Origin of the sequence: Janibacter sp. CX7 (assembly GCF_024362365.1) — a bacterium.
Classification (GTDB): Bacteria; Actinomycetota; Actinomycetes; order Actinomycetales; family Dermatophilaceae; genus Janibacter.
In genome coordinates, this window is record NZ_CP101464.1 from 338,024 (window position 1) to 358,209 (window position 20,186).

Genomic DNA, 20,186 nt, shown 5'->3' on the forward strand with positions numbered 1-20,186 from the left:
CGTCGTCGCGCTGAGGCAACCCGCGACGGGCTGGGTGCGTCGGTGGAGGTGAGGGCCCGTCGCAGGGGCGGGCCCGCTACCACGCGACCCATCTGGGCAAGGCCGCCGGACTGCGGGGCAATGTCCACGAGATGTCGCTCGAGAGCGAGGGCGACATCAACTACGTGCACAGCTACTTCTGCCCCGCGGGTCAGGACCCGAGGTTCACCTCCGGCTGCACGCTGCGTGCCCAGCGGATGATCCTGCCCGAGAAGAGCCCGCTGACCTTCCGCGTCAGCTCGACCGGGCTCTCGGCGAAGGTCGTCGGACGGGCTCGGGCCGTCAACCTGGACTCGCACGTCACCCGCGACCTCGCCGTGGACCTCACGCTCAAGGGGTCGCCGTGGACCGGCGTCAACCACGGCATCACGCGTGCCGACGGCACCTTCGCCGGGGTCTCCCGCGACATCGAGCCCGGGGGCTTCATCACCCTCCGGTGACCGTGGTCGTCAGCGGGTCGCCTCGATCCGGTGGATGAAGGAGTCCTCGCGGGTGTTCCAGCGGACCTTCGCCCCGTCGACGCGCCCGCTGACGGTCGCGTGCGTCTGGCGTAGCCGGGTGCCGCCGACCCACTCCCCGGTCCAGGCCCAGCCATCGGCACGCAGGACCAGGTCGGAGGGGAAGGTGCGGCCGGCGCCCTCGAGCGGTCCGTCGACGACGGCCGAGCGCATCGTCGAGCTCACCCGGTAGTCGCTGCGGTCGTGGTCGAGGTAGACCGTGCTGCGGAAGACGCAGCGCGACGAGACCCACCGCGTGTTGACCGTCGCCCCGCTCGGGCAGAAGTAGGAGACGATCTTGCGCTTGCCCCGCGGCCACTGGACGCCCTCGGCGTCGGTCTCGAAGATCAGCCGGTGCTGGTTGCCGCGGACCTGGCTCATCGGGCCGTCGAGCATGACCTGCACGTCGACGTGCTCCTCGATGACGTCGCCGTCGGCCGAGGTCGTCGCCTCGGCGCTCGCGCCGGCAAGCGTCAGGCCGATGGCGGCGGCCAGGGTCGGGATGGTGAGGGTGGCTGTGCGTCGCATGGTGAACCCCTTCGTCGATGAGGAGTCGTCGGTGTGACGAGCCTCACATGGTAGGACGCGTGGGGCGCCTCGACGGTTGCGTGCAGTCGCTCAGGTGCGCGGGTGCAGCCCCTCGAAGCCGGCGCGCATCTGCCCGTCGGCGTCGGAGCCGACCGGGTCGTCGAGGTCGGCGACGAAGACGGCGACGAGCGCGCGGGCGGGGTTGTCGCCCGCCTCGGTGAGCAGGCCCTGCCAGGCGGCGAGGTTGGGGTGCTCGACCTCGGCGCACGCCTGCGCCGGCGCGAGCCCGTCGACAGCGGCCTGCAGCTGCTCGGCCGAGACGTCGAGCGTGGCCGTGCTGCCGTCGTGGCGCAGCACCGATGCGAGCACGACGGCGGCCAGGCCGTGGCTGCCCCCGGGGAGGTTGACGTGGGGGAACTGCACCTCCGGGTCGCTGCTCGCCGGCGTGATGCCGACGGCCCAGGCAACCGGCGGGGTCCAGCCGTCGATGCGCTCGGCGAGGTGGGCCTTGATCGCGGCGAGGCCGGCGGGCGTGCTCCAGTCGAGATCGCTCATGGCTCCACTGTGCCAAGGCGGCGGGGGCGAAGGGGAGGATCGTTTGCACTCGCAGGGGGAGAGTGCCAATAATGGGCCTTAGCACTCTCCTCGTGAGAGTGACAGTCCTGACCGGTCAGGTGAGGGGCGCGATCGCACGGTGACGTGAGCCGGGTGGTCGCACTCCGTCCGTCGCGGGCACCCCCGGTCGCACCCTTCGATTCGCGTGGAGGAACCACCCGAATGGCAAAGCTCATTGCTTTTGACGAGGAGGCCCGTCGCGGCCTCGAGCGGGGCATGAACACCCTCGCCGACGCCGTCAAGGTCACCCTCGGCCCCAAGGGCCGCAATGTCGTCCTGGAGAAGAAGTGGGGCGCCCCCACGATCACCAACGACGGCGTGTCCATCGCCAAGGAGATCGAGCTCGACGACCCCTACGAGAAGATCGGGGCCGAGCTCGTCAAGGAGGTCGCCAAGAAGACCGACGACGTCGCCGGTGACGGCACGACGACGGCGACCGTCCTCGCCCAGGCACTCGTGCGCGAGGGCCTGCGCAATGTCGCGGCCGGCGCCAACCCGATGGCCCTCAAGCGCGGTATTGAGGCCGCCGTCGCTGCAGTTTCCAGCGAGCTGCTCGCGATGGCCAAGGAGATCGAGACCAAGGAGCAGATCGCTGCCACGGCCTCCATCTCCGCCGCTGACCAGGAGATCGGCGCCAAGATCGCCGAGGCCATGGACAAGGTCGGCAAGGAAGGCGTCATCACCGTCGAGGAGAGCAACACCTTCGGGCTCGAGCTCGAGCTCACCGAGGGCATGCGCTTCGACAAGGGCTACATCTCCGGCTACTTCGTCACCGACACCGAGCGCATGGAGACCGTGCTCGAGGACCCCTACGTCCTCATCGCCAACTCCAAGATCGGCTCGATCAAGGACCTGCTGCCCGTCCTCGAGAAGGTCATGCAGGCCGGCAAGCCGCTGCTGATCATCGCCGAGGACCTCGAGGGCGAGGCCCTGTCGACGCTCGTCGTCAACAAGCTCAAGGGCACCTTCAAGTCCGTCGCCGTCAAGGCTCCGGGCTTCGGTGACCGCCGCAAGGCCATGCTCGCCGACATCGCCATCCTCACCGGTGGCCAGGTCATCTCCGAGGAGGTCGGCCTCTCCCTCGAGACCGCCGAGCTCGACCTGCTCGGCCGCGCTCGCAAGGTCGTCGTCACCAAGGACGAGACGACCATCGTCGAGGGCGCGGGCGACCAGGACCAGATCGCCGGCCGGGTCAACCAGATCAAGGCCGAGATCGAGAACTCCGACTCGGACTACGACCGCGAGAAGCTCCAGGAGCGCCTCGCCAAGCTCGCCGGCGGCGTCGCCGTCATCCGCGCGGGTGCGGCCACCGAGGTCGAGCTCAAGGAGCGCAAGCACCGCATCGAGGACGCCGTGCGCAACGCCAAGGCTGCCGTCGAGGAGGGCATCGTCGCCGGTGGTGGCGTCGCGCTCCTGCAGGCGACCAAGGCCGCCTTCGACAAGCTCTCGCTCGAGGGCGACGAGGCGACCGGCGCCAACATCGTGCGCGTCGCCGCGGGTGCGCCGCTCAAGCAGATCGCGGCCAACGCCGGCCTCAACGGCGGCGTCGTCACCGAGAAGGTCGAGAACCTGCCCGCGGGCGAGGGCCTCAACGCCGCGACCGGTGAGTACGTCGACATGATCGCCCAGGGCATCATCGACCCGGCCAAGGTCACGCGCAGCGCGCTGCAGAACGCCGCCTCCATCGCGGCGCTCTTCCTCACCACCGAGGCCGTCGTCGCCGACAAGCCGGAGAAGGCCGCCCCGGCCATGCCCGGTGGCGACGACATGGGTGGCATGGGCGGCATGGGCTTCTGAGCCCACCCCGCACCACCTGCACCACGCGCGAAGGGCGGTTCCCCGGTCACCGGGGGACCGCCCTTCGGCGTGCTCACAGGTCCGCGGGAGAGGATGGCCGGCGATGACCAGCACCAGCCCCCTCGTCCTCGGTCCCCTCCTGCGCTTCGTCGGTGAGCACGACGCCTCCGTCTGGGTGGAGACCGCCGCTCCCGCGCGGGTGACCGTCGCGGCCGACGGCCGCGCGTGGCACGCCGCGAGCTTCGTCGTCGAGGGCCACCACTACGCCCTCGTCCTGCTCGACGGCCTCGAGCCCGGCCGCACCTATGACTACACGGTGAGCGTCGACGACGAGCAGGTGTGGCCGCTGGCCGGCTCCGACCTGCCGCCATCGAGCATCGCGACGCTCGATCACGCGCGTCCGACGCTGCTCGCCTTCGGCTCCTGCCGCACGAGCGTCCCGCACGACGCGGAGCACCACGCGAGCCACGGGGTCGACGCGCTGCGCACCTTCGCCCTGTCCCTGGCGAAGGGGGAGTCCCACCGACCCGACGTCCTCGCCCTCCTCGGCGACCAGGTCTACGCCGACGAGACGAGCCCGGAGATGCACGACTTCATCGCCTCGCGGCGCGACATCGAGGAGCCGCCCGGCGAGGAGATCAAGGACTACGCGGAGTACTCGCACCTCTACCAGCTGGCGTGGAGCGACCCGGCGATCCGGTGGGTCCTCTCGGTCGTGCCGAGCGCGATGATCTTCGACGACCACGACATCCGCGACGACTGGAACACCTCGTGGTCGTGGCACCAGGAGATCAACCGGACCCCGTGGTGGCACGAGCGCCTCGTCGCCGGCCTGACGAGCTACTGGGTGCACCAGCACATCGGCAACCTCGCGCCGGAGGAGCTGGCGCAGGACGAGATCTGGGCCCGGCTCGATGGTGCCGGACCGGGCGAGGTCGACCTGACCGTCCCCCTTCGTGCCCTAGCGGAGCGGGTCGACCGGCAGCCGGAGACCTACCGCTGGAGCTACACCCGGGCCCTCGGCGGCTCGCGGCTGATCATGCTCGACTCCCGCGCCGCGCGGGTCCTCGAGCCGGAGCGTCGCTCGATGCTCGACGACGACGAGCTCGCGTGGCTCGACGAGCAGATGACCGGCGACCTCGACCACCTCTTCGTCGGCACCTCGCTGCCCTTCCTCCTGCCGCCCGGTCTCCACGATGCCGAGGCGATCAGCGAGTCCTTCGCCGGACCGGACCGGTCGCAGCCGGTGCACCGCGCGACCGAGGCCTTGCGCCAGGTCGTCGACCTCGAGCACTGGGGTGCCTTCCAGTCCGGCTTCACCGAGGTCTTCGACCTCGTCATGTCGGTCGCCCGCGGCGAGCGCGGCACCGCGCCCGGCACGATCACCTTCCTCTCCGGCGACGTCCACCACTCCTACGTCGCCGAGGTGAGCGACCCGGCGAGCCACGGCGCGCGCAGCCGCATCGTGCAGGCGGTGTGCAGCCCGATCCGCAACCCCATGCCCCGCTCGCTGCGCGTGCTCATGTCGCAGATGGCCAAGGGGCTCGTCCGCCCGATGCGCTGGCTCGCGGCCCGGACCGACGGCGTGCCCGAGCTGCGCTACCCGTGGGAGCTCACCGAGGGACCGTGGTTCGACAACAACCTCGCGATGGCCCAGGTGCAGGACGGTCGGCTGACGATGCGCTGGGTCACCGGTGACGTCGTCGACGGCGACGACGCCCACCCGCGCCTGCGGGTGGTCTCCACCGTCGAGATCTGAGGCGGGCCCGCGCCCGGCACCGGGGGGATACCCCAGTGACCGGTCGCCGAGCCCGACCCTAGATTGGTCCGCGGACATCCACGACGGACGAGAGCAGGGGACATGGGCACGCAGGTTGCCGCCAGCACGCACGACCTTCGCAAGGTCTACGGCAAGGGAGAGGCGCAGGTCGCTGCGCTCGACGGGATCGACCTCGACATCGGGGCTGGGCAGTTCACGGCGATCATGGGGCCCTCCGGCTCCGGCAAGTCGACGCTCATGCACTGCCTCGCGGGTCTCGACGCGGTGAGCGGCGGGCGTGCCCTCATCGGCGACACCGACATCACCCGGCTCAAGGAGAAGGACCTCACGCGGCTGCGCCGCGACCGGATCGGCTTCATCTTCCAGGCCTTCAACCTCGTGCCGACGCTGACCGCGGAGGAGAACATCCTCCTGCCGCTGGCCATCGCCGGCCGCAAGGCCGACCCGCAGTGGTTCGACCTCGTCATCGAGACGGTCGGCCTGCGCAACCGGCTCGGCCACCGGCCCAACGAGCTCTCCGGCGGTCAGCAGCAGCGCGTCGCGTGCGCCCGCGCCCTGGTGTCGAAGCCCGAGATCATCTTCGCCGACGAGCCGACCGGCAACCTCGACTCCACCTCGGGTGCCGAGGTGCTCGGCTTCCTGCGGCGCAGCGTCGACGACTTCGACCAGACGATCGTCATGGTGACGCACGACCCGGTCGCCGCGAGCCACACCGACCGGGTGCTCTTCCTCGCCGACGGTCGCATCGTCGACGAGCTGTGGGAGCCGGAGCGCGAGACCGTCCTCGAGCGCATGGTCGCGCTGAGCGCCGGGGCCCACTGATGCTCAAGGCCACCTTCAAGAGTCTGCTGGCGCGCAAGGCGCGCCTGCTGATGAGCGCCATGGCGATCGTCCTCGGCACGGCCTTCGTCGCCGGGTCGCTCATCTTCACCGACACTCTCGGTCGCACCTTCGACGGGATCATGGACGGCACCGTCGGTGACGTCGTCGTCCAGCCCGAGCAAACCGACGACTACGGCGGCTCCGGCGGCGGCCGGGTCACGGCTGCCGACGTCGAGAAGTTCGCCCAGCTGCCCGGTGCCGAGCGCGCCGACGGCTCGGTCGACGCGATCGGCGTCTTCGTCGTGGGCAAGAACGGCAAGGTCGTCGGCGGCCAGGGTGCCCCGGCGCTGTCCTTCAACTACTCCGAAGCGCCCAACCAGCTCGGCAAGAACCCCATCGTCATCGACGACGGCCGGGCCCCCGAGCGCGACGGCGAGGTCATGGTCGACACCGCGACCGCGGAGCGGGCCGGCTACGAGGTCGGCGACGACATCTCCCTCGTCACCACCGGTGACACCCCTGAGATCAAGGCCGAGCTCGTCGGCACGATGACCTTCGGCGAAGGGGGAATGGCCGGCGCCTCGGTCGTCATCTTCGACACGAAGACCATGCAGAAGTACTTCATGGACGGCAAGGACGAGTACTCCTCCGTGTGGGTCACGGCGAAGGACGGCGTGAGCCAGCAGGAGCTGCTCACCCAGGCCGAGCCGCTCGTCCCCGAGGGCTACAAGGGCTGGACCGGCAAGGGCCTCGCGGAGGAGAACCAGAACGACGTGCAGCAGGCGCTCGGGTTCATCACGACCTTCCTGCTCGTCTTCGCCGGGATCGCGCTCTTCGTCGGCTCCTTCCTCATCATCAACACCTTCAGCATCATCGTCGCGCAGCGTGGTCGAGAGCTGGCGCTGCTGCGCGCCATCGGCGCCTCGAAGCGTCAGGTCGTGCGCTCGGTGCTCCTCGAGGCCTTCCTCATCGGGGTCGTCGGCGCCACCCTCGGGCTCCTGCTCGGCGTCGTGCTCGCCATGGGCATCAAGGCCCTCTTCGCGACGATCGGCCTCGACCTGTCGGGCAGCGGGCTCGTCTTCGCGCCGCGCACGGTCATCGCCGCCTATGTCGTCGGCATCCTCGTCACGATGGTCGCCGCGTGGGTGCCCGCCCGACGGGCCGGGTCCGTCCCGCCCGTCGCGGCGATGCGCGACTCCATCGACACCGGCATCGGGCACCACCCGGTCCGCCGGGGCCTTGAGGTGGGGGTGCTCGTCCTCGGTGTCGTCGCCTTCCTCTGCGGGCTCTTCGTCGCCGACAGCCGCGAGCTGTGGTGGATCGGTGGCGGCATCGTCGGCCTCGTCCTCGGCACGGCCTTCCTCGCTCCCTTCGTCGGTCGGCCGGTGATCGCGGGCCTGGGCGGGGTCTACCGCGCGGTCTTCGGCAGCGTCGGCCGGATGGCGGAGCAGAACTCCGTGCGCAACCCCGGCCGCACCGCGGCCACCGCGTCCGCGCTGATGATCGGTATGACGCTGGTGGCCCTCATGGGGGTCGTCGCGTCGAGCACGACGGCGAGCGTCGACAAGCAGATCGAGGAGACCTTCCGGGCCGACTACATCCTCAGCAATGCCGTCGGGCAACCCTTCTCCTCGACGGTCGCCGACCGGGTGGCGAAGGTCGACGGGGTCCGCGAGGTCTCGCCGGTCCGCTTCAGCAGCGCCCAGGTCGACGGGGGGCAGCTCTACGTGACGGCGATCGACCCGCGCAGCTTCGCCGACGTCGAGCAGATCGAGCCGACGAGCGGCACCGCCGACCTCGACGAGGACTCCGTCATGCTCTCGACGAAGCACGAGGGTGGCCGCTCCGTTGGCGACACCGTCAAGGTGACGATGGGCTCGAGCACCAAGGAGCTGACGGTCGTCGGCTTCTACGACGAGATCCAGGCCATCGGCTCGCCCGAGGTCCTCATGTCCGTCGACACCGTCGAGGCCATGAACGGCTCCGCCGCCGACAACTGGGCCTTCATCTTCCTCGACTCCGGGGCGGACAAGGCGCAGGTCGAGTCCGACATCGAGCAGATCGTCGACAAGCAGCCGCTCGTGACGCTCAAGGACCAGGCCGGCTATGCCGACGAGCAGCGGGCGAGCATCAACCAGCTGCTCTACCTGATCTACGCCCTCCTCGGGCTGGCGATCGTCATCGCGGTGCTCGGCATCGTCAACACCCTCGGCCTGTCGGTCATGGAGCGCACCCGCGAGGTCGGGCTGCTGCGTGCCGTCGGCCTCTCCCGCCGCCAGCTGCGGCGGATGATCACGCTCGAGTCGGTGACGATCGCCCTGCTCGGCGCCCTCCTGGGCATCGTCCTCGGGGTCATCGCGGGGGTCGCGATCCAGCGGGCTCTCGTCGACGACGGCATCACCGAACTGGCGATCCCGTGGGTGCAGATGCTCGTCTTCGTCGGCCTCGCCGGCGTCATCGGGGTGCTCGCCGCGCTGCTGCCGGCCCGCCGGGCCTCGCGGATGGACATCCTGCGGGCGATCAGCACGGAGTGACCACGGGCGAAGGGGGCGGCACCCGGCGACGGGTGCCGCCCCCTTCGTCGTGGTGCGGGGTGTCGCGACGGTCAGCGGCCGGGGCGCATCGTGCTCTTGACCGAGCTCTCGGTGTCGTCGTATGTGCGGCCCGCCTCGCCGAGGACCCGACCGATCTCGTCGAGGCTGTCCTTGACCGTGCGCTGCGTGGCCCGCCAGTCGTTGATGAGGTCCTGAAAGGACGAGGAGGCCTCGCCCTGCCACTCGTTCTGCAGCGAGATCAGCCGGCTCATCATGCTCGCGACGGTCGTCTCGACGTCCTCGGAGATCCGGGAGACGTCGGACGCGCTGCTCGCGACCTGTGCGGTGTCGACGGTGAAGCTGGCCATGGTGGTTCCCCTTCTGGTTGCGGTCACCGGGCCCCTCGCCCGGATGTCCTTCAGACCGTAGGCGGGATGGGCGTCGGCGCCGTGGGGTTATCCACAGGCCCCGGCGGCGGGCCGGGCGGGGTCCGGTCGGTTCCCTCGCGGCGCGAGCGCTCGAGGGCCTGGGCATAGCCGGCGCCCATGCCGAGCAGCAGCAGGCCGGCGACGATGAAGGAGACGACCCGGGCGAGGCCGCCGAGGAAGGCGAGGTCGAAGAGCAGCAGCTTGACCACGCTCGCGGCGGCGAGCGTCAGCCCGGCGGGGACGGCGATCGTCGAGCCGCGCAGCCCCCGCAGGAGCAGCAGCGCGGCCGCGGCCATCCAGACGACGGTGGCGCCGGCCTGGCCTGCGGTGAAGCCGCCGCGCGGGTCGTCGAGCAGCTGGCCGAGGAGGACACCGCTGACGACGACCGCGCCGCCGGTGGACACCACGGCCAGGGCGAGCAGCGCCCGCGAGAGCACCGGAGCCGTCGCCGGGATGATCCGGTCGCTGGCCCGGGCGGTCACGACGAGCAGGGCCACGAGCAGCACCGCCGTCACGAGGTGGCGGGGCCCGACGTCGCCCGCCTGGCTGCGCAGGACGACATAGGGCAGGAGGGCGAGCGACCCGAGGAGGGCGATGACGCCCAGCCCCCACGCGACGAGCAGCACCGACCGCTGCCGCGGCACGAGGGCCGCGACGGCCCAGACGAGGGCCACGCCGACGATCGCGACGATCGCGAGGCTGCCGCCGTCGACGGCGCGCGGGGCCGCGGTCAGCGACGTGACGCCGGCGGCCGCGAGCGCGATCTCGGGCACCCGGTGCTGGAGTGCGGTGCCCTCGCGGTGGACGACGAGGCCGGCGGCGAGCAGCAGCAGGCAGGTGGCGACGACGAGGAGTGCGGTGCCGACCCAGCGGTCAGGTGCGGCGACGCCGGCGCTCCACACCGGCATGACCCCGACGGGCACGAGGGCGCCGAGCTGCAGCGGGAGCCGCTCGCTGCGGGTCCCGGCGACGGTCGTGCCGACGACGAGGACGGCGAGGCCGAGCGCGAGGACGACCGGCACGGCCGTGCGCTCCTGGGCCAGCGCGAGGGCGGCGAGGAAGAGACCGGTCGGCACGACCCGGGCCAGCTCGAGGGCCCACCACCGGCGACCGACCTGGGCCGGCCAGGTCGCGATGGTGAGGACGAGGAGGAAGGCCCCGGTGAGCCGGGCGTGCTCGAGGCCGACGAAGGGAGCCATGAGGGCCACCCCGAGCACGGCGACGACGGCGAGCAGCTGGCTGTCCCAGGCCCGGGCGAGCAGCACGCCGCCGAGCGCGATGAGGCCGGCGATGACCATGCCCCCGGCGAGCGGCACCCAGTCGTAGATGCGGGTGACGGCGAGGACGTCGAGGTAGGCGGTCGCGATGCCGGTCGCGGCGAGGCCGAGGGCACCGACGGTGCCGGCCTCGCGGCGGCGCACGAGCGCGGCGGCGCCCACGAGGCCCATGGCGAGCAGAGCGCCGCTCGTCACCCGGGCGACCGGGCCGAAGAAGCCCATCTGGATGGCCAGGGCGAGCAGGAAGGCGACGCCGATGAGGGTGATCGTCGCGCCGACGACGGCGAGGATCTTGGCGACGACGCCGTCGCGCTGCCACCACGGCTCTGCGGGAGGCAGCGGTCGGGCCGGCGGAGGCACAGCGGCCGGGGCGTACGCCGGCGCGTGGGCCGGCGGCGGAGGCGTGACCAGGCCGGCGGGGGCGGTCGGCACGGGGGAGGGCTGCGGGTCGGCCGTCGCTGCGGCCGGCGTCGGGGGAGCGGCGGGCTCCGCGACGGGGGTCCACTGCGCCGGGGAGGCCTCGGTCTCGAGGCGGGCGCGGAGCGTGGCCAGCTCGTTGCCCACGGTGTACATGCGCGACATCGCGTCCGCGAAGTCGTCCTCGATCGCGCGCACCCGCTCGAGGACCGGGTCTCCAGACATGCTCATGCCCCCAGTGTCCTGCTGCCAGGACACCGGGGGCATGAGTTCGGCTACTCAGCGCCGCCTTCAGACGCCACACCCGAAGGCGGGGGTAGCACCCCTGTGGGAGCCGGAGGAAGTCGGTGCCTGCGTCGGGGGAGGAGACGAACGAGCGACCGTTGCTTCCCTTTTCCTGTGCTCCTGAGACCATCCTGCGACACCGGCTTGGGACGGCGCTGGCATCGACCTGTGAGTCTGCTGGGCACGGCTCCCGCAGGTCACCCCTGGGACGCGGGAGCCGTCCCGAGGGTGGCCTCGATCGTCTGCTCCTTGCCGTCGCGCACCACGGCGAGCGAGACCTGGGTGCCGATGCGGTGCGAGTGGATGATGCCGACGAGCGACTCGGCCGAGGTGACGGGGGAGTCGTCGACGCCCACGACGAGGTCGCCCGCCTCCAGACCCGCGTCGGCGGCCGGGCTGCCGTCGGAGACCGAGCGGATCTGCGCACCCGCGCGGGTCGCCGACCCGAGGGTGGCCGTGCCGTCGGTCGGCGTCACGCCGAGGAAGGCGTGCTCCGCGGAGCCGTCCTCGATGAGCTGCTGGGCGATCCACGTGGCCTCGTCGACGGGGATGGCGAAGCCGATGCCGATGCTGCCCGACTGGCCGCTGCTGCTGCCGAGGCTCGCGATGGAGGAGTTGATGCCCACGAGGCGGCCGGCCGCGTCGACGAGCGCGCCGCCGGAGTTGCCGGGGTTGACCGCGGCCGAGGTCTGGATGGCCGAGGTGACGACCGGGCTCGACTGCTGCTGCTGGGCGAAGGGGTCCTGCTGCTCGCTCTCGGAGGAGCTCGTCGTCACCGGGCGGTCGAGGGCGCTGACGATGCCCGTCGTCACGGTGCCCGAGAGACCGAGCGGGTTGCCCACCGCCATGACCGGGTCGCCGACCTCGAGGCCGGCCGAGGAGCCGACGGTGATCGGGGTCAGGTCGCTCGGCGGGTTCTTCAGGGTGACGACCGCGAGGTCGGTCGAGGCGTCCTCGCCGGCGATGGTGGCCGCATAGCTGTTGCCGTCGGCCAGGGTGACGGTGATCGTCGGGTTGCTGCCCGCGCCGCTGACGACGTGGTGGTTGGTGAGGATGTGCCCCTTGGTGTCGAGGACGACGCCCGAGCCCTCGCCGCCGGAGCCGTTGCCCTCGACGGTGATCGACACGACGCTCGGCGAGACGGCCGCGGTCACGGCATTCCAGTCCGGGTTGGTCTTCGACGCGCTGCTCACGGGCACGACGCTCGCGGCCGAGGAGCCGTCGGCGGTGCTCGCCGAGGTGCCGGCGGTCGCGGCCGAGGCGTCACCGGCGTCGGTCAGCGACATCACGCCCCACGTGCCCCCGCTGGCGAGGGCGGCCGTGAGCAGGGCGACCGCGGTGAGCTCGCCGAGCCGGCGGCGGCGGTGCCGCGGCATGCGCGGCGGCGGGGGCGCGGACAGGGCGCTGGCGTAGGAGGTGGTCGGCACGGGTCCGGCCGCCCCCCGCTGAGGGTGCTGCGGCGGCAGTGGCGCGGTGGGCTGGTCCATCGTGGGGCTCCTTCTCGAGGCTGTGGTCCCACTCTCGTCCGCGCACTTCGGACCGCCCTTGGTCCCACCTGTCAGTCTCCTGTGCGCCCAGCGCCCGGGGTCGCGCTAGACGCGCGCGGGCCGGACCGGGGTCGCACCGGGCAGCTCGACGTGGAAGGTCGCGCCGCCTCCCGGCGTCTCGCGGACGTCGACGTCGCCCTGGTGCTGGCCGACGATCGCGGCGACGATCGCCAGCCCGAGACCGCTGCCGCCGCGGGCGCGCGAGCGGGCCTTGTCGACGCGGAAGAACCGCTCGAAGACCCGCGCGGCCGCCTCGGGGTCGATGCCGGCGCCATGGTCACGCACCTCGATGACGGCCCGGTCGCCGACCTGCCCGGTGCGCACCTCGACCGCGACGTCGTCGGCGGTGTGCATGAGGGCATTGCCGATGAGGTTGCTGAGCACCTGCCGCAGGCGGCCGTCGTCACCCCGCACGACGACCGGCCGCAGCTCGCCGTCGAGACCGACGAGCTGGATCCGGCGGTGCGGCGCGCGGGCGCGCGCGTCGTGGACGGTCTCGGCGCACAGGACGACGAGGTCGACGTCGGAGAGCTCGAGCGGCCGCTGGTCGTCGAGGCGGGCGAGCAGCAGCAGGTCGTCGACGAGCCCGGTCATGCGTGAGGCCTCGCCCTCGATCCGGTCCATGGCCTGGGTCGTCGCCTCGGGCCCCTGCACCGCGCCCTGGCGGTAGAGCTCGGCGTAGCCGCGGACCGTCGCCAGCGGGGTGCGCAGTTCGTGGCTCGCGTCGGCGACGAACTGGCGCATCTTGGTCTCCGACGCCTCCTGGACGGCGAAGCTGCGCTCGACCTGCCCGAGCATGGAGTTGAGCGAGTCGCTCAGGCTCGCGACCTCGTCGTGGCTGTGCCGCACCGGCACGCGTCGGGTGAGGTCTCCGGCGGCGATGGCCGCGGCGGTGTCCTCGATGCGACGAAGGGGGCGGAAGGCCCGGCGGGTGGCGAACCAGCCGAGGACGCCGCAGGTGACGAGTGCACCGAGGCCGACGGCGAGGGTCACGGCGACGTAGCGGCCGATGATCTTGTTGACGCCCGACAGCGGCATACCGATCGCGAAGGTCGAGCCGTTGGTGTAGCGGCCGGCGATGAAGCGCCACTTGGCGGTGCCGTCGACCGAGGTCACCGTGAAGGGCTCCTGGGTCAGCACGCGCACGTCGTCGGCGTGCAGGACCGGCACGTCGGGCCGGGAGGTCTCGCCGGTGGGGAAGCGGTAGCGCCACGGGCCCCCGTCGCCGGGCTGGCGCACGAAGTAGAGGTTGGTCGGGCTGCCGTCGCTGCCGCTGTAGATGTCGGTCGGGTCGTCGGTGCCGTAGTAGGAGGCCTCGTCCTCGGCGATCGGGATCGCGACCGTGCGCAGCTGCTCGTCGACATTGGCCTCGAGGTCGCGCTGCAGCAGCCAGGCCATGGCGGTCGAGGTCGCGACGAGGGCCGCGAGCAGCAGGGCGAGCAGGATGACGATCAGCCGCCAGGTGAGCGGCATCGCCTCGAGCTTGCGGACGACGGGTGCGGTGACCCGCTCCATGCTCATGCGGGGCTCACTCGGGAGGCAGGCGCAGCACGTAGCCGAAGCCGCGCTTGGTGTGGATCAGGGAGGGCAGGCCCTCGGTGTCGATCTTGCGCCGCAGGTAGGAGATGTAGGACTCGACGATGCCCATCTCGCCGCGGAAGTCGTAGTCCCACACGTGGTCGAGGATCTGCGCCTTGGACAGCACGCGGTTGGGGTTGAGCATGAGGTAGCGCAGCAGCTTGAACTCCGTCGGCGAGACGTCGATGACGCGGCCGGCGCGGCGCACCTCGTGGGCGTCGTCGTCGAGCTCGAGGTCGGCGAAGCTGAGCACCGACTCGCTCGAGGGCACGTCCTGGGTGCGGCGCAGGATCACCCGGATACGGGCGATGACCTCCTCGAGCGAGAAGGGCTTGGTGACGTAGTCGTCGCCGCCGACGGTCAGGCCCTTGAGCTTGTCGTCGAGGGAGTCGCGTGCGGTGAGGAAGAGGATCGGCTGGTGCCGCTCGGAGGCCCGCAGCTGCGCGGCGACCTCGAAGCCGTCGGTGTCGGGCAGCATGACGTCGAGGACGATGAGGTCGGGCTCCATGCGGTGGACCGCGTCGAGTGCGCTCGCCCCGTCACCCGCCACCTCGACCTCGAAGCCGGCGAAGCGCAGCGACGTGGCGAGCAGCTCGCGGATGTTGGGCTCGTCCTCGACGACCAGCAGGTGGGGGACGTCGACGGAGGTGGTGGGAGTGCTCACCCATCGAGTGTGCGCCCGTTGTCTGGGCGTCGGCTGAACGCCGGCTGTGCCGGCCGCCTGTTGCGCTGGTCACGGACTGACAACGAAGGGGGCGGGGAGACCGGCGGAACCCCCCTTCGCGCTGATGATTTGGTCGGGTGGAGGGACTCGGAGGACCGGGACCGGCTCGGGGAAGACCCTCCGATGGGAGGAAACCTGTGCGCCACACCAAGACCCTGGCCGGAACGGCCGCGCTGACCCTCGCCCTGACCCTCGCGGCCTGCGGCGACTCCGAGTCGGACAGCTCGTCGGGGGACAAGCTGTCGGAGCTCAAGGACAAGGGGACGATCACCGTCGCCTTCGCCGGCGAGGAGCCCTACTCCTTCGAGAAGGACGGCGAGCTCACGGGAGCGACGATCGCCCTCCACAAGAAGATCTTCAAGGACATGGGGATCGAGGAGGTCAAGGGCGTCAAGACCGAGTGGAATGCCCTCATCCCCGGGCTCAAGGCCGGGCGCTACGACGCCATCTCGGCGGGCATGTCGATCCTGCCGGACCGCTGCAAGGAGGCCTCCTTCGGCGACCCGGAGATCCTCTACACGACGGCGCTCATGGTGCCCGAGGGCAACCCGAAGAACCTCAAGAACCTCGACGACGTCAAGAAGTCCGGCGCCAAGCTCGCGACGATGAGCGGCGCCATCGAGACCGACTACGCCAAGTCGCTCGACATCGAGGCCACCCAGGTCAAGACTCCCCAGGACGGCATGGACGCGGTCGCGCGCGGCAGCAGCGACGTCTTCGCGCTCACCGGGATCTCGCTGCGGACCATGGACGAGAACAACCCCGATGTGAAGGTCGAGGTCACCGACTCCTTCGTCGCCGTCGTCGACGGCAAGGAGCAGGTCGGTGCCGGTGCGACCGTCTTCAAGAAGGGTGACGACACCCTGCGCGACGCCTACAACAAGGAGCTCGCCAAGATCACCGGTGACGAGAAGGCCTACACCGACGTCATCGGTGAGTTCGGCTTCACCGACGCCGAGCGGCCCAAGGGCGACCTGACGACCGAGCAGCTCTGCAAGGGCGAGCTGCCGGACGCCAAGTGACCGATCATCTCGACACGCTCCGGGATGCCCTGCCGAGACTGGGCGAGGGCGTGCTCGTCACGCTCCAGCTCACGCTCGGCGGGGCCCTGGTGGCCTTCGTCGTCTCGGTCGCCCTCGGCCTGCTGAGCATCAGCCCCGTCGCGCCCCTGCGGTGGCTCGCGACGATCATCGTGGAGTTCTTCCGCGGGACCTCGCTCGTCGTCCAGCTCTTCTGGCTCTACTACGTCATGCCGCTCTTCGGCGTCAGCTGGGATGCCGTGCTCACCGGCGTCATCGCGCTGGGGCTCAACTACGGCGCCTACGGGGCCGAGATCGTGCGCGGCTCGATCAATGCCGTCGACCGCGGCCAGTGGGAGGGCGCCAAGGCCCTCAACATGTCGCCGCTGACCCGGATGCGACGGATCATCTGGCCGCAGGCCTGGGTGCTCATGCTCTCGGGCTACAACAACCTGCTTGTCATGCTCATCAAGGGCACGGCCGTGGCCCTCTTCATCGGGCTGCAGGACCTCGCCTACGAGATCGACCAGCTGCGCATCAACACGACGACGGTCTTCGCCTACGGCATCGGCCTGGTCATCTACTACCTCTTCGCGCTCGTCTTCTCCTCCGGGCTGAGGCAGCTGGAGAAGCGGGCGCGCCGGCGGCTCGGCCTGCCCGCTCGGAGCGCCCACGCCGGAGCGGGGGTGGCGCTGTGATGATGCCCGCCATCACCTTCGAGGAGTTCTGGAGCTGGGAGGCCGCGCGCGAGCTGGCCCCCGAGATCATCGAGGCCTTCTTCACGGCCACCCTGCTCATCACCGTCGTCGGCACGGCCGTCGCCGTCGTCGTGGGCCTGCTCCTGGCCGTCATCACCCAGGTCGCGCCGGCGATCCTGTCGCGCCCCGTGCGCTGGGTCATGGACGTCATCAGGATGACGCCGCTGATCGTCCAGCTGGTCTTCGCGAAGTTCCTCGTGCCCGTGGACTGGGACATGCTCTGGGTCGGGACCGTGGTCATCGGCATCCACTACGCGACCTACATGGCCGAGTCCTTCATCGCCGGCATCCGCTCGGTCGACGCCGGCCAGTGGGAGGCGGCCCGCGCGCTCAGCCTCCCGCAGGGGCGCACGTGGCGGGACATCGTCCTCCCGCAGGCGCTGCGGTCGACGCTCCCGGCGCTCGGCAACTGGGCCATCTCGATGTTCAAGGACACCCCGTACCTCTTCGCGATCTCCGTGCTCGAGATGGTCACCGTCGCCCAGCAGGCCGGTGGCAACACCTTCCGCTACAACGAGGCCTTCACCATCGCGGGCCTGATCTTCCTCGTCGCCAGCCTGGTCACCGCGGTGGCCGTGCGCAGATTGGAAAAAGCTCTTGTCTACTGACCCGACCGGGGGGACGCCCCCTTCGTCCACCCCCGTCATCCGCTTCGAGGACGTCGAGAAGTCCTTCGGGGACCACACGGTGCTGTCGGACCTGCACTTCGACGTCGCGCAGGGCGAGCGGGTGACGCTCATCGGCCCGAGCGGCTCGGGCAAGACGACGATCCTGCGGCTCGTCATGACGCTCGAGGAGCTGACCGGTGGCTACATCTGGATCGACGGCAAGCCGCTGACCCACGACCGCCGCGACGGCAAGCGGGTCCGCCTGCGGGAGAAGGAGGTTGCCCAGACCCGCAAGAAGATCGGCATGGTCTTCCAGCACTTCAACCTCTTCCCCAACATGTCGGTCATCGACAACGTCACCGAGGCGCCCGTGCACGTCCTCGGCCGGAGCAAGGAGGAGGCCCGTGAGCGCGGGCTGGCGCTGCTCGACCAGGTGGGGCTGAAGGACCGCGCCGACGAGCACCCCAGCCGCCTCTCCGGCGGTCAGAAGCAGCGCGTCGCGATCGCCCGGGCCCTGGCGATGGACCCCAAGATCCTGCTGCTCGACGAGGTGACCTCGGCGCTCGACCCGGAGCTCGTCGGCGACGTGCTCGGTGTGCTGCGCGATGTCGCGGACTCGACCGACATCTCGATGCTCATCGTCACCCACGAGATGCAGTTCGCCCGCGACGTCTCGCACAAGGTGATGATGTTCGACCACGGCCAGATCCTCGAGCAGGGGACACCCGACGCGATCCTCAGCAACCCCGAGCACGAGCGGACGAAGCGCTTCCTGACGTCGATCCTGTGACGGTCTACAGGTCGTCGGCGTCGACGATGCGATAGGCGTAGCCCTGCTCGGCGAGGAAGCGCTGCCGGTGGGCGGCGAACTCCGCGTCGACGGTGTCGCGGGTGACGACGGTGTAGAAGTGCGCGGTGCGACCGTCCCCCTTCGGCCGCAGGACCCGACCGAGGCGCTGGGCCTCCTCCTGCCGCGAGCCGAAGGTGCCGCTCACCTGGATGGCGACGGTCGCCTCGGGCAGGTCGACGGAGAAGTTGGCGACCTTGGACACCACGAGCAGGCTGGAGCGGCCCTCGCGGAAGTCGGCGAAGAGTTCCTGGCGCTCCTTGACCGAGGTCTCACCGGTGATGAGGTCGGCGTCGAGCTGCTCGGCGAGCTCGTGCAGCTGGTCGAGGTACTGACCGATGACGAGCGTGGGCTCACCGCGGTGCTGCTCGACGAGCGAGCGGACGACGGGCAGCTTGACCGGCGAGCACGACGAGAGCCGGTAGCGGTCGTCGGGCTCGGCCGTCGCATAGGCCATCCGCTCGGAGTCGCTGAGCGTCACCCGCACCTCGACGCAGTCGGCGGGCGCGATGTAGCCCTGCGCCTCGATGTCCTTCCACGGTGCGTCGAAGCGCTTGGGGCCGATGAGCGAGAAGACGTCGGCCTCGCGGCCGTCCTCGCGGACGAGGGTGGCCGTCAGACCGAGCCGGCGGCGGGCCTGCAGGTCGGCGGTCATCCGGAAGATCGGCGCCGGCAGCAGGTGGACCTCGTCGTAGACGATCAGGCCCCAGTCGCGGGCGTCGAGCAGGTCGAGGTGCGGGTAGACGCCCTTGCGCTTGAGCGTGAGCACTTGGTACGTCGCGATGGTGACCGGGCGGATCTCCTTGCGCGCCCCCGAGTACTCGCCGATCTCGTCCTCGGTGAGCGAGGTGCGCTCGAGCAGCTCCTGCTTCCACTGCCGGGCACTGACGGTGTTGGTCACGAGGATGAGCGTCGTGGCGCTCGCGGCGGCCATCGCGCCGGCCCCGACAAGGGTCTTGCCCGCGCCGCACGGCAGGACGACGACGCCGGAGCCGCCGTCCCAGAAGCCGTCGACCGCCTGCTGCTGGTAGGGCCGCAGGGTCCAGCCGTCCTCGGTGAGGTCGATGGGGTGGGCCTCGCCGTCGACGTAGCCGGCCCGGTCGTCGGCGGGCCAGCCGACCTTGAGCAGCTCCTGCTTGAGCGTGCCCCGCTCGGAGGGGTGGACGACGACCTCGTCGGGGGAGAGCTGGGCGCCGAGCAGCGGCTTGATCTTCTTGTGCCGCATGACCTCGGTGAGAACGGCCCGGTCGGTGGCGCGCAGGACGAGCTGCTCACCATCCTTCTCCAGCACGAGACGGCCGTAGCGGTCCATCGTCTCGGCGACGTCGACGAGCAGCGCCTGCGGCACCGGGTAGCGCGAGTGGGTGAGCAGGGCGTCGACGACCTGCTCGGCGTCGTGGCCCGCGGCGCGGGCATTCCACAGGCCGAGCGGGGTGACCCGGTAGGTGTGGATGTGCTCCGGGGCGCGCTCGAGCTCGGCGAAGGGGGCGATGGCCCGGCGGGCGTCGGCGGCCCGCTCGTGGTCGACCTCGAGCAGCAGGGTCTTGTCGCTCTGGACGATCAGCGCACCGTCGGGGGCGGCCCCCACCTCAGGCCTCCGACAGGGCGATGGCGACGACCAGGGCGATCACGCCGAGGATGTGGACGGCGGTGGTCGCCGCGAAGCAGATCCAGCCGTAGCGGGTCATCCGGTCGGCCTCGTCGGGCTCCGACGAGTTCTTCGTCAGCGCGATGATGCCGAGCGTGAGCGAGGGGATGCCGATGATGCAGCAGTAGACGCTCATCGTCGCCAGCGCCGACAGGATCACCAGGACGATCGGCGAGGCCGGCACCGGGCGCACGGGCGTCGCGTAGGCATAGGGCGGCGGGGCGCCGGCTCCGGGCGGGGCCGCCATCGGCAGGTGCGTCGTCGGCGGCTGCTGCGGCTGCTGCTGCGGGTAGGGCAGGGGCGGCTGCGAGGTCTCGGGCTGGTTGCCCGGGACGTAGGGGTCGCTCGAGTACGGGTCGGCGGAGTAGGGGTCCGGCCGCTCGTCCGGGTACGGGGTGTTGCTCATGCCTCTGGTGTCCTCCCGGGTTGGTGCAGCAG

Annotated in this window: 18 protein-coding genes; 9 read left to right on the top strand and 9 right to left on the bottom strand. The window is 71.0% G+C overall.

The window, feature by feature from the left end; genetic code table 11:
• The first annotated feature begins 131 nt into the window (after positions 1-131).
• Complete coding sequence (locus NMQ01_RS01750; RefSeq protein WP_255185170.1) at positions 132-479, top strand: hypothetical protein; 348 nt, start codon at positions 132-134, stop codon at positions 477-479.
• Between the two features lie 9 nt (positions 480-488).
• On the opposite strand, the gene NMQ01_RS01755 is transcribed toward NMQ01_RS01750, so the two are convergent.
• Both NMQ01_RS01755 and NMQ01_RS01760 read right to left on the bottom strand, forming a co-directional pair.
• Positions 489-1,064 (bottom strand): hypothetical protein, encoded by a 576-nt coding sequence (locus tag NMQ01_RS01755; RefSeq protein ID WP_255185171.1) that lies wholly within the window; start codon positions 1,062-1,064, stop codon positions 489-491.
• 90 nt (positions 1,065-1,154) lie between these two features.
• On the bottom strand, positions 1,155-1,619 hold the full coding sequence (locus NMQ01_RS01760; protein ID WP_255185172.1) for a hypothetical protein: 465 nt from the start codon (positions 1,617-1,619) through the stop codon (positions 1,155-1,157).
• A 222-nt stretch (positions 1,620-1,841) separates the two neighbouring features.
• Here NMQ01_RS01760 and groL point away from each other — a divergent pair, with 222 nt between their 5' ends.
• The 4 genes from groL (at position 1,842) to NMQ01_RS01780 (ending at position 8,612) form a co-directional block, all read left to right on the top strand.
• A complete protein-coding gene (gene groL / locus NMQ01_RS01765) occupies positions 1,842-3,476 on the top strand; it encodes a chaperonin GroEL (protein WP_255185173.1) in 1,635 nt (544 codons plus the stop codon).
• 103 nt (positions 3,477-3,579) lie between these two features.
• Positions 3,580-5,235, top strand: coding sequence for an alkaline phosphatase D family protein (locus tag NMQ01_RS01770; RefSeq protein ID WP_255185174.1), 1,656 nt, complete (start codon positions 3,580-3,582; stop codon positions 5,233-5,235).
• Positions 5,236-5,337: 102 nt separating this feature from the next.
• Positions 5,338-6,078, top strand: a complete 741-nt coding sequence (locus NMQ01_RS01775; protein ID WP_255185175.1) for an ABC transporter ATP-binding protein — start codon at positions 5,338-5,340, stop codon at positions 6,076-6,078.
• The gene (locus NMQ01_RS01780; RefSeq protein ID WP_255185176.1) at positions 6,078-8,612 is read left to right on the top strand and encodes an ABC transporter permease; all 2,535 of its coding nucleotides are present in this window, start codon (positions 6,078-6,080) and stop codon (positions 8,610-8,612) included. The genes NMQ01_RS01775 and NMQ01_RS01780 overlap by 1 nt, the downstream gene beginning before the upstream one ends.
• Positions 8,613-8,683: 71 nt before the next feature.
• Here NMQ01_RS01780 and NMQ01_RS01785 read toward each other — a convergent pair whose 3' ends face one another.
• From NMQ01_RS01785 to NMQ01_RS01805, 5 genes are all read right to left on the bottom strand, one after another.
• A complete protein-coding gene (locus NMQ01_RS01785; protein ID WP_255185177.1) occupies positions 8,684-8,980 on the bottom strand; it encodes a WXG100 family type VII secretion target in 297 nt (98 codons plus the stop codon).
• Positions 8,981-9,030: 50 nt separating this feature from the next.
• On the bottom strand, positions 9,031-10,965 hold the full coding sequence (locus tag NMQ01_RS01790; protein WP_255185178.1) for a DUF2339 domain-containing protein: 1,935 nt from the start codon (positions 10,963-10,965) through the stop codon (positions 9,031-9,033).
• A 251-nt stretch (positions 10,966-11,216) separates the two neighbouring features.
• Complete coding sequence (locus NMQ01_RS01795) at positions 11,217-12,506, bottom strand: S1C family serine protease (protein ID WP_255185179.1); 1,290 nt, start codon at positions 12,504-12,506, stop codon at positions 11,217-11,219.
• A 105-nt stretch (positions 12,507-12,611) separates the two neighbouring features.
• A complete protein-coding gene (locus NMQ01_RS01800; protein ID WP_255185180.1) occupies positions 12,612-14,087 on the bottom strand; it encodes a cell wall metabolism sensor histidine kinase WalK in 1,476 nt (491 codons plus the stop codon).
• A 7-nt stretch (positions 14,088-14,094) separates the two neighbouring features.
• The gene (locus tag NMQ01_RS01805) at positions 14,095-14,808 is read right to left on the bottom strand and encodes a response regulator transcription factor (RefSeq protein ID WP_255185181.1); all 714 of its coding nucleotides are present in this window, start codon (positions 14,806-14,808) and stop codon (positions 14,095-14,097) included.
• A 197-nt stretch (positions 14,809-15,005) separates the two neighbouring features.
• Here NMQ01_RS01805 and ehuB point away from each other — a divergent pair, with 197 nt between their 5' ends.
• The 4 genes from ehuB to ehuA are packed head-to-tail and all read left to right on the top strand — an operon-like array spanning position 15,006 to position 18,043.
• Positions 15,006-15,890, top strand: a complete 885-nt coding sequence (gene ehuB, locus NMQ01_RS01810; protein ID WP_255185182.1) for an ectoine/hydroxyectoine ABC transporter substrate-binding protein EhuB — start codon at positions 15,006-15,008, stop codon at positions 15,888-15,890.
• On the top strand, positions 15,887-16,585 hold the full coding sequence (ehuC, locus tag NMQ01_RS01815) for an ectoine/hydroxyectoine ABC transporter permease subunit EhuC (RefSeq protein WP_255185183.1): 699 nt from the start codon (positions 15,887-15,889) through the stop codon (positions 16,583-16,585). Before ehuB ends, ehuC begins: the two co-directional genes overlap by 4 nt.
• Positions 16,585-17,253, top strand: a complete 669-nt coding sequence (locus NMQ01_RS01820; protein WP_255185184.1) for an amino acid ABC transporter permease — start codon at positions 16,585-16,587, stop codon at positions 17,251-17,253. Before ehuC ends, NMQ01_RS01820 begins: the two co-directional genes overlap by 1 nt.
• Entirely contained in the window at positions 17,243-18,043 is an 801-nt protein-coding gene (ehuA, locus tag NMQ01_RS01825; protein ID WP_255185185.1) for an ectoine/hydroxyectoine ABC transporter ATP-binding protein EhuA, read from the top strand. Before NMQ01_RS01820 ends, ehuA begins: the two co-directional genes overlap by 11 nt.
• Positions 18,044-18,047: 4 nt before the next feature.
• On the opposite strand, the gene NMQ01_RS01830 is transcribed toward ehuA, so the two are convergent.
• A complete protein-coding gene (locus NMQ01_RS01830) occupies positions 18,048-19,688 on the bottom strand; it encodes a DNA repair helicase XPB (protein ID WP_255185186.1) in 1,641 nt (546 codons plus the stop codon).
• A 1-nt stretch (position 19,689) separates the two neighbouring features.
• A complete protein-coding gene (locus tag NMQ01_RS01835; RefSeq protein WP_255185187.1) occupies positions 19,690-20,154 on the bottom strand; it encodes a hypothetical protein in 465 nt (154 codons plus the stop codon).
• Positions 20,155-20,186 lie beyond the last annotated feature (32 nt).

Excerpts from the sequence above, each read along its gene's own strand:
- NMQ01_RS01750 (WP_255185170.1), top strand. The coding sequence starts at position 132 with ATGTCGCTCGAGAGCGAGGGCGACATCAACTACGTGCACAGCTACTTC.
- NMQ01_RS01755 (WP_255185171.1), bottom strand. The coding sequence starts at position 1,064 with ATGCGACGCACAGCCACCCTCACCATCCCGACCCTGGCCGCCGCCATC.
- NMQ01_RS01760 (WP_255185172.1), bottom strand. The coding sequence starts at position 1,619 with ATGAGCGATCTCGACTGGAGCACGCCCGCCGGCCTCGCCGCGATCAAG.
- groL (WP_255185173.1), top strand. The coding sequence starts at position 1,842 with ATGGCAAAGCTCATTGCTTTTGACGAGGAGGCCCGTCGCGGCCTCGAG.
- NMQ01_RS01770 (WP_255185174.1), top strand. The coding sequence starts at position 3,580 with ATGACCAGCACCAGCCCCCTCGTCCTCGGTCCCCTCCTGCGCTTCGTC.
- NMQ01_RS01775 (WP_255185175.1), top strand. The coding sequence starts at position 5,338 with ATGGGCACGCAGGTTGCCGCCAGCACGCACGACCTTCGCAAGGTCTAC.
- NMQ01_RS01780 (WP_255185176.1), top strand. The coding sequence starts at position 6,078 with ATGCTCAAGGCCACCTTCAAGAGTCTGCTGGCGCGCAAGGCGCGCCTG.
- NMQ01_RS01785 (WP_255185177.1), bottom strand. The coding sequence starts at position 8,980 with ATGGCCAGCTTCACCGTCGACACCGCACAGGTCGCGAGCAGCGCGTCC.
- NMQ01_RS01790 (WP_255185178.1), bottom strand. The coding sequence starts at position 10,965 with ATGAGCATGTCTGGAGACCCGGTCCTCGAGCGGGTGCGCGCGATCGAG.
- NMQ01_RS01795 (WP_255185179.1), bottom strand. The coding sequence starts at position 12,506 with ATGGACCAGCCCACCGCGCCACTGCCGCCGCAGCACCCTCAGCGGGGG.
- NMQ01_RS01800 (WP_255185180.1), bottom strand. The coding sequence starts at position 14,087 with ATGAGCATGGAGCGGGTCACCGCACCCGTCGTCCGCAAGCTCGAGGCG.
- NMQ01_RS01820 (WP_255185184.1), top strand. The coding sequence starts at position 16,585 with ATGATGCCCGCCATCACCTTCGAGGAGTTCTGGAGCTGGGAGGCCGCG.
- NMQ01_RS01835 (WP_255185187.1), bottom strand. The coding sequence starts at position 20,154 with ATGAGCAACACCCCGTACCCGGACGAGCGGCCGGACCCCTACTCCGCC.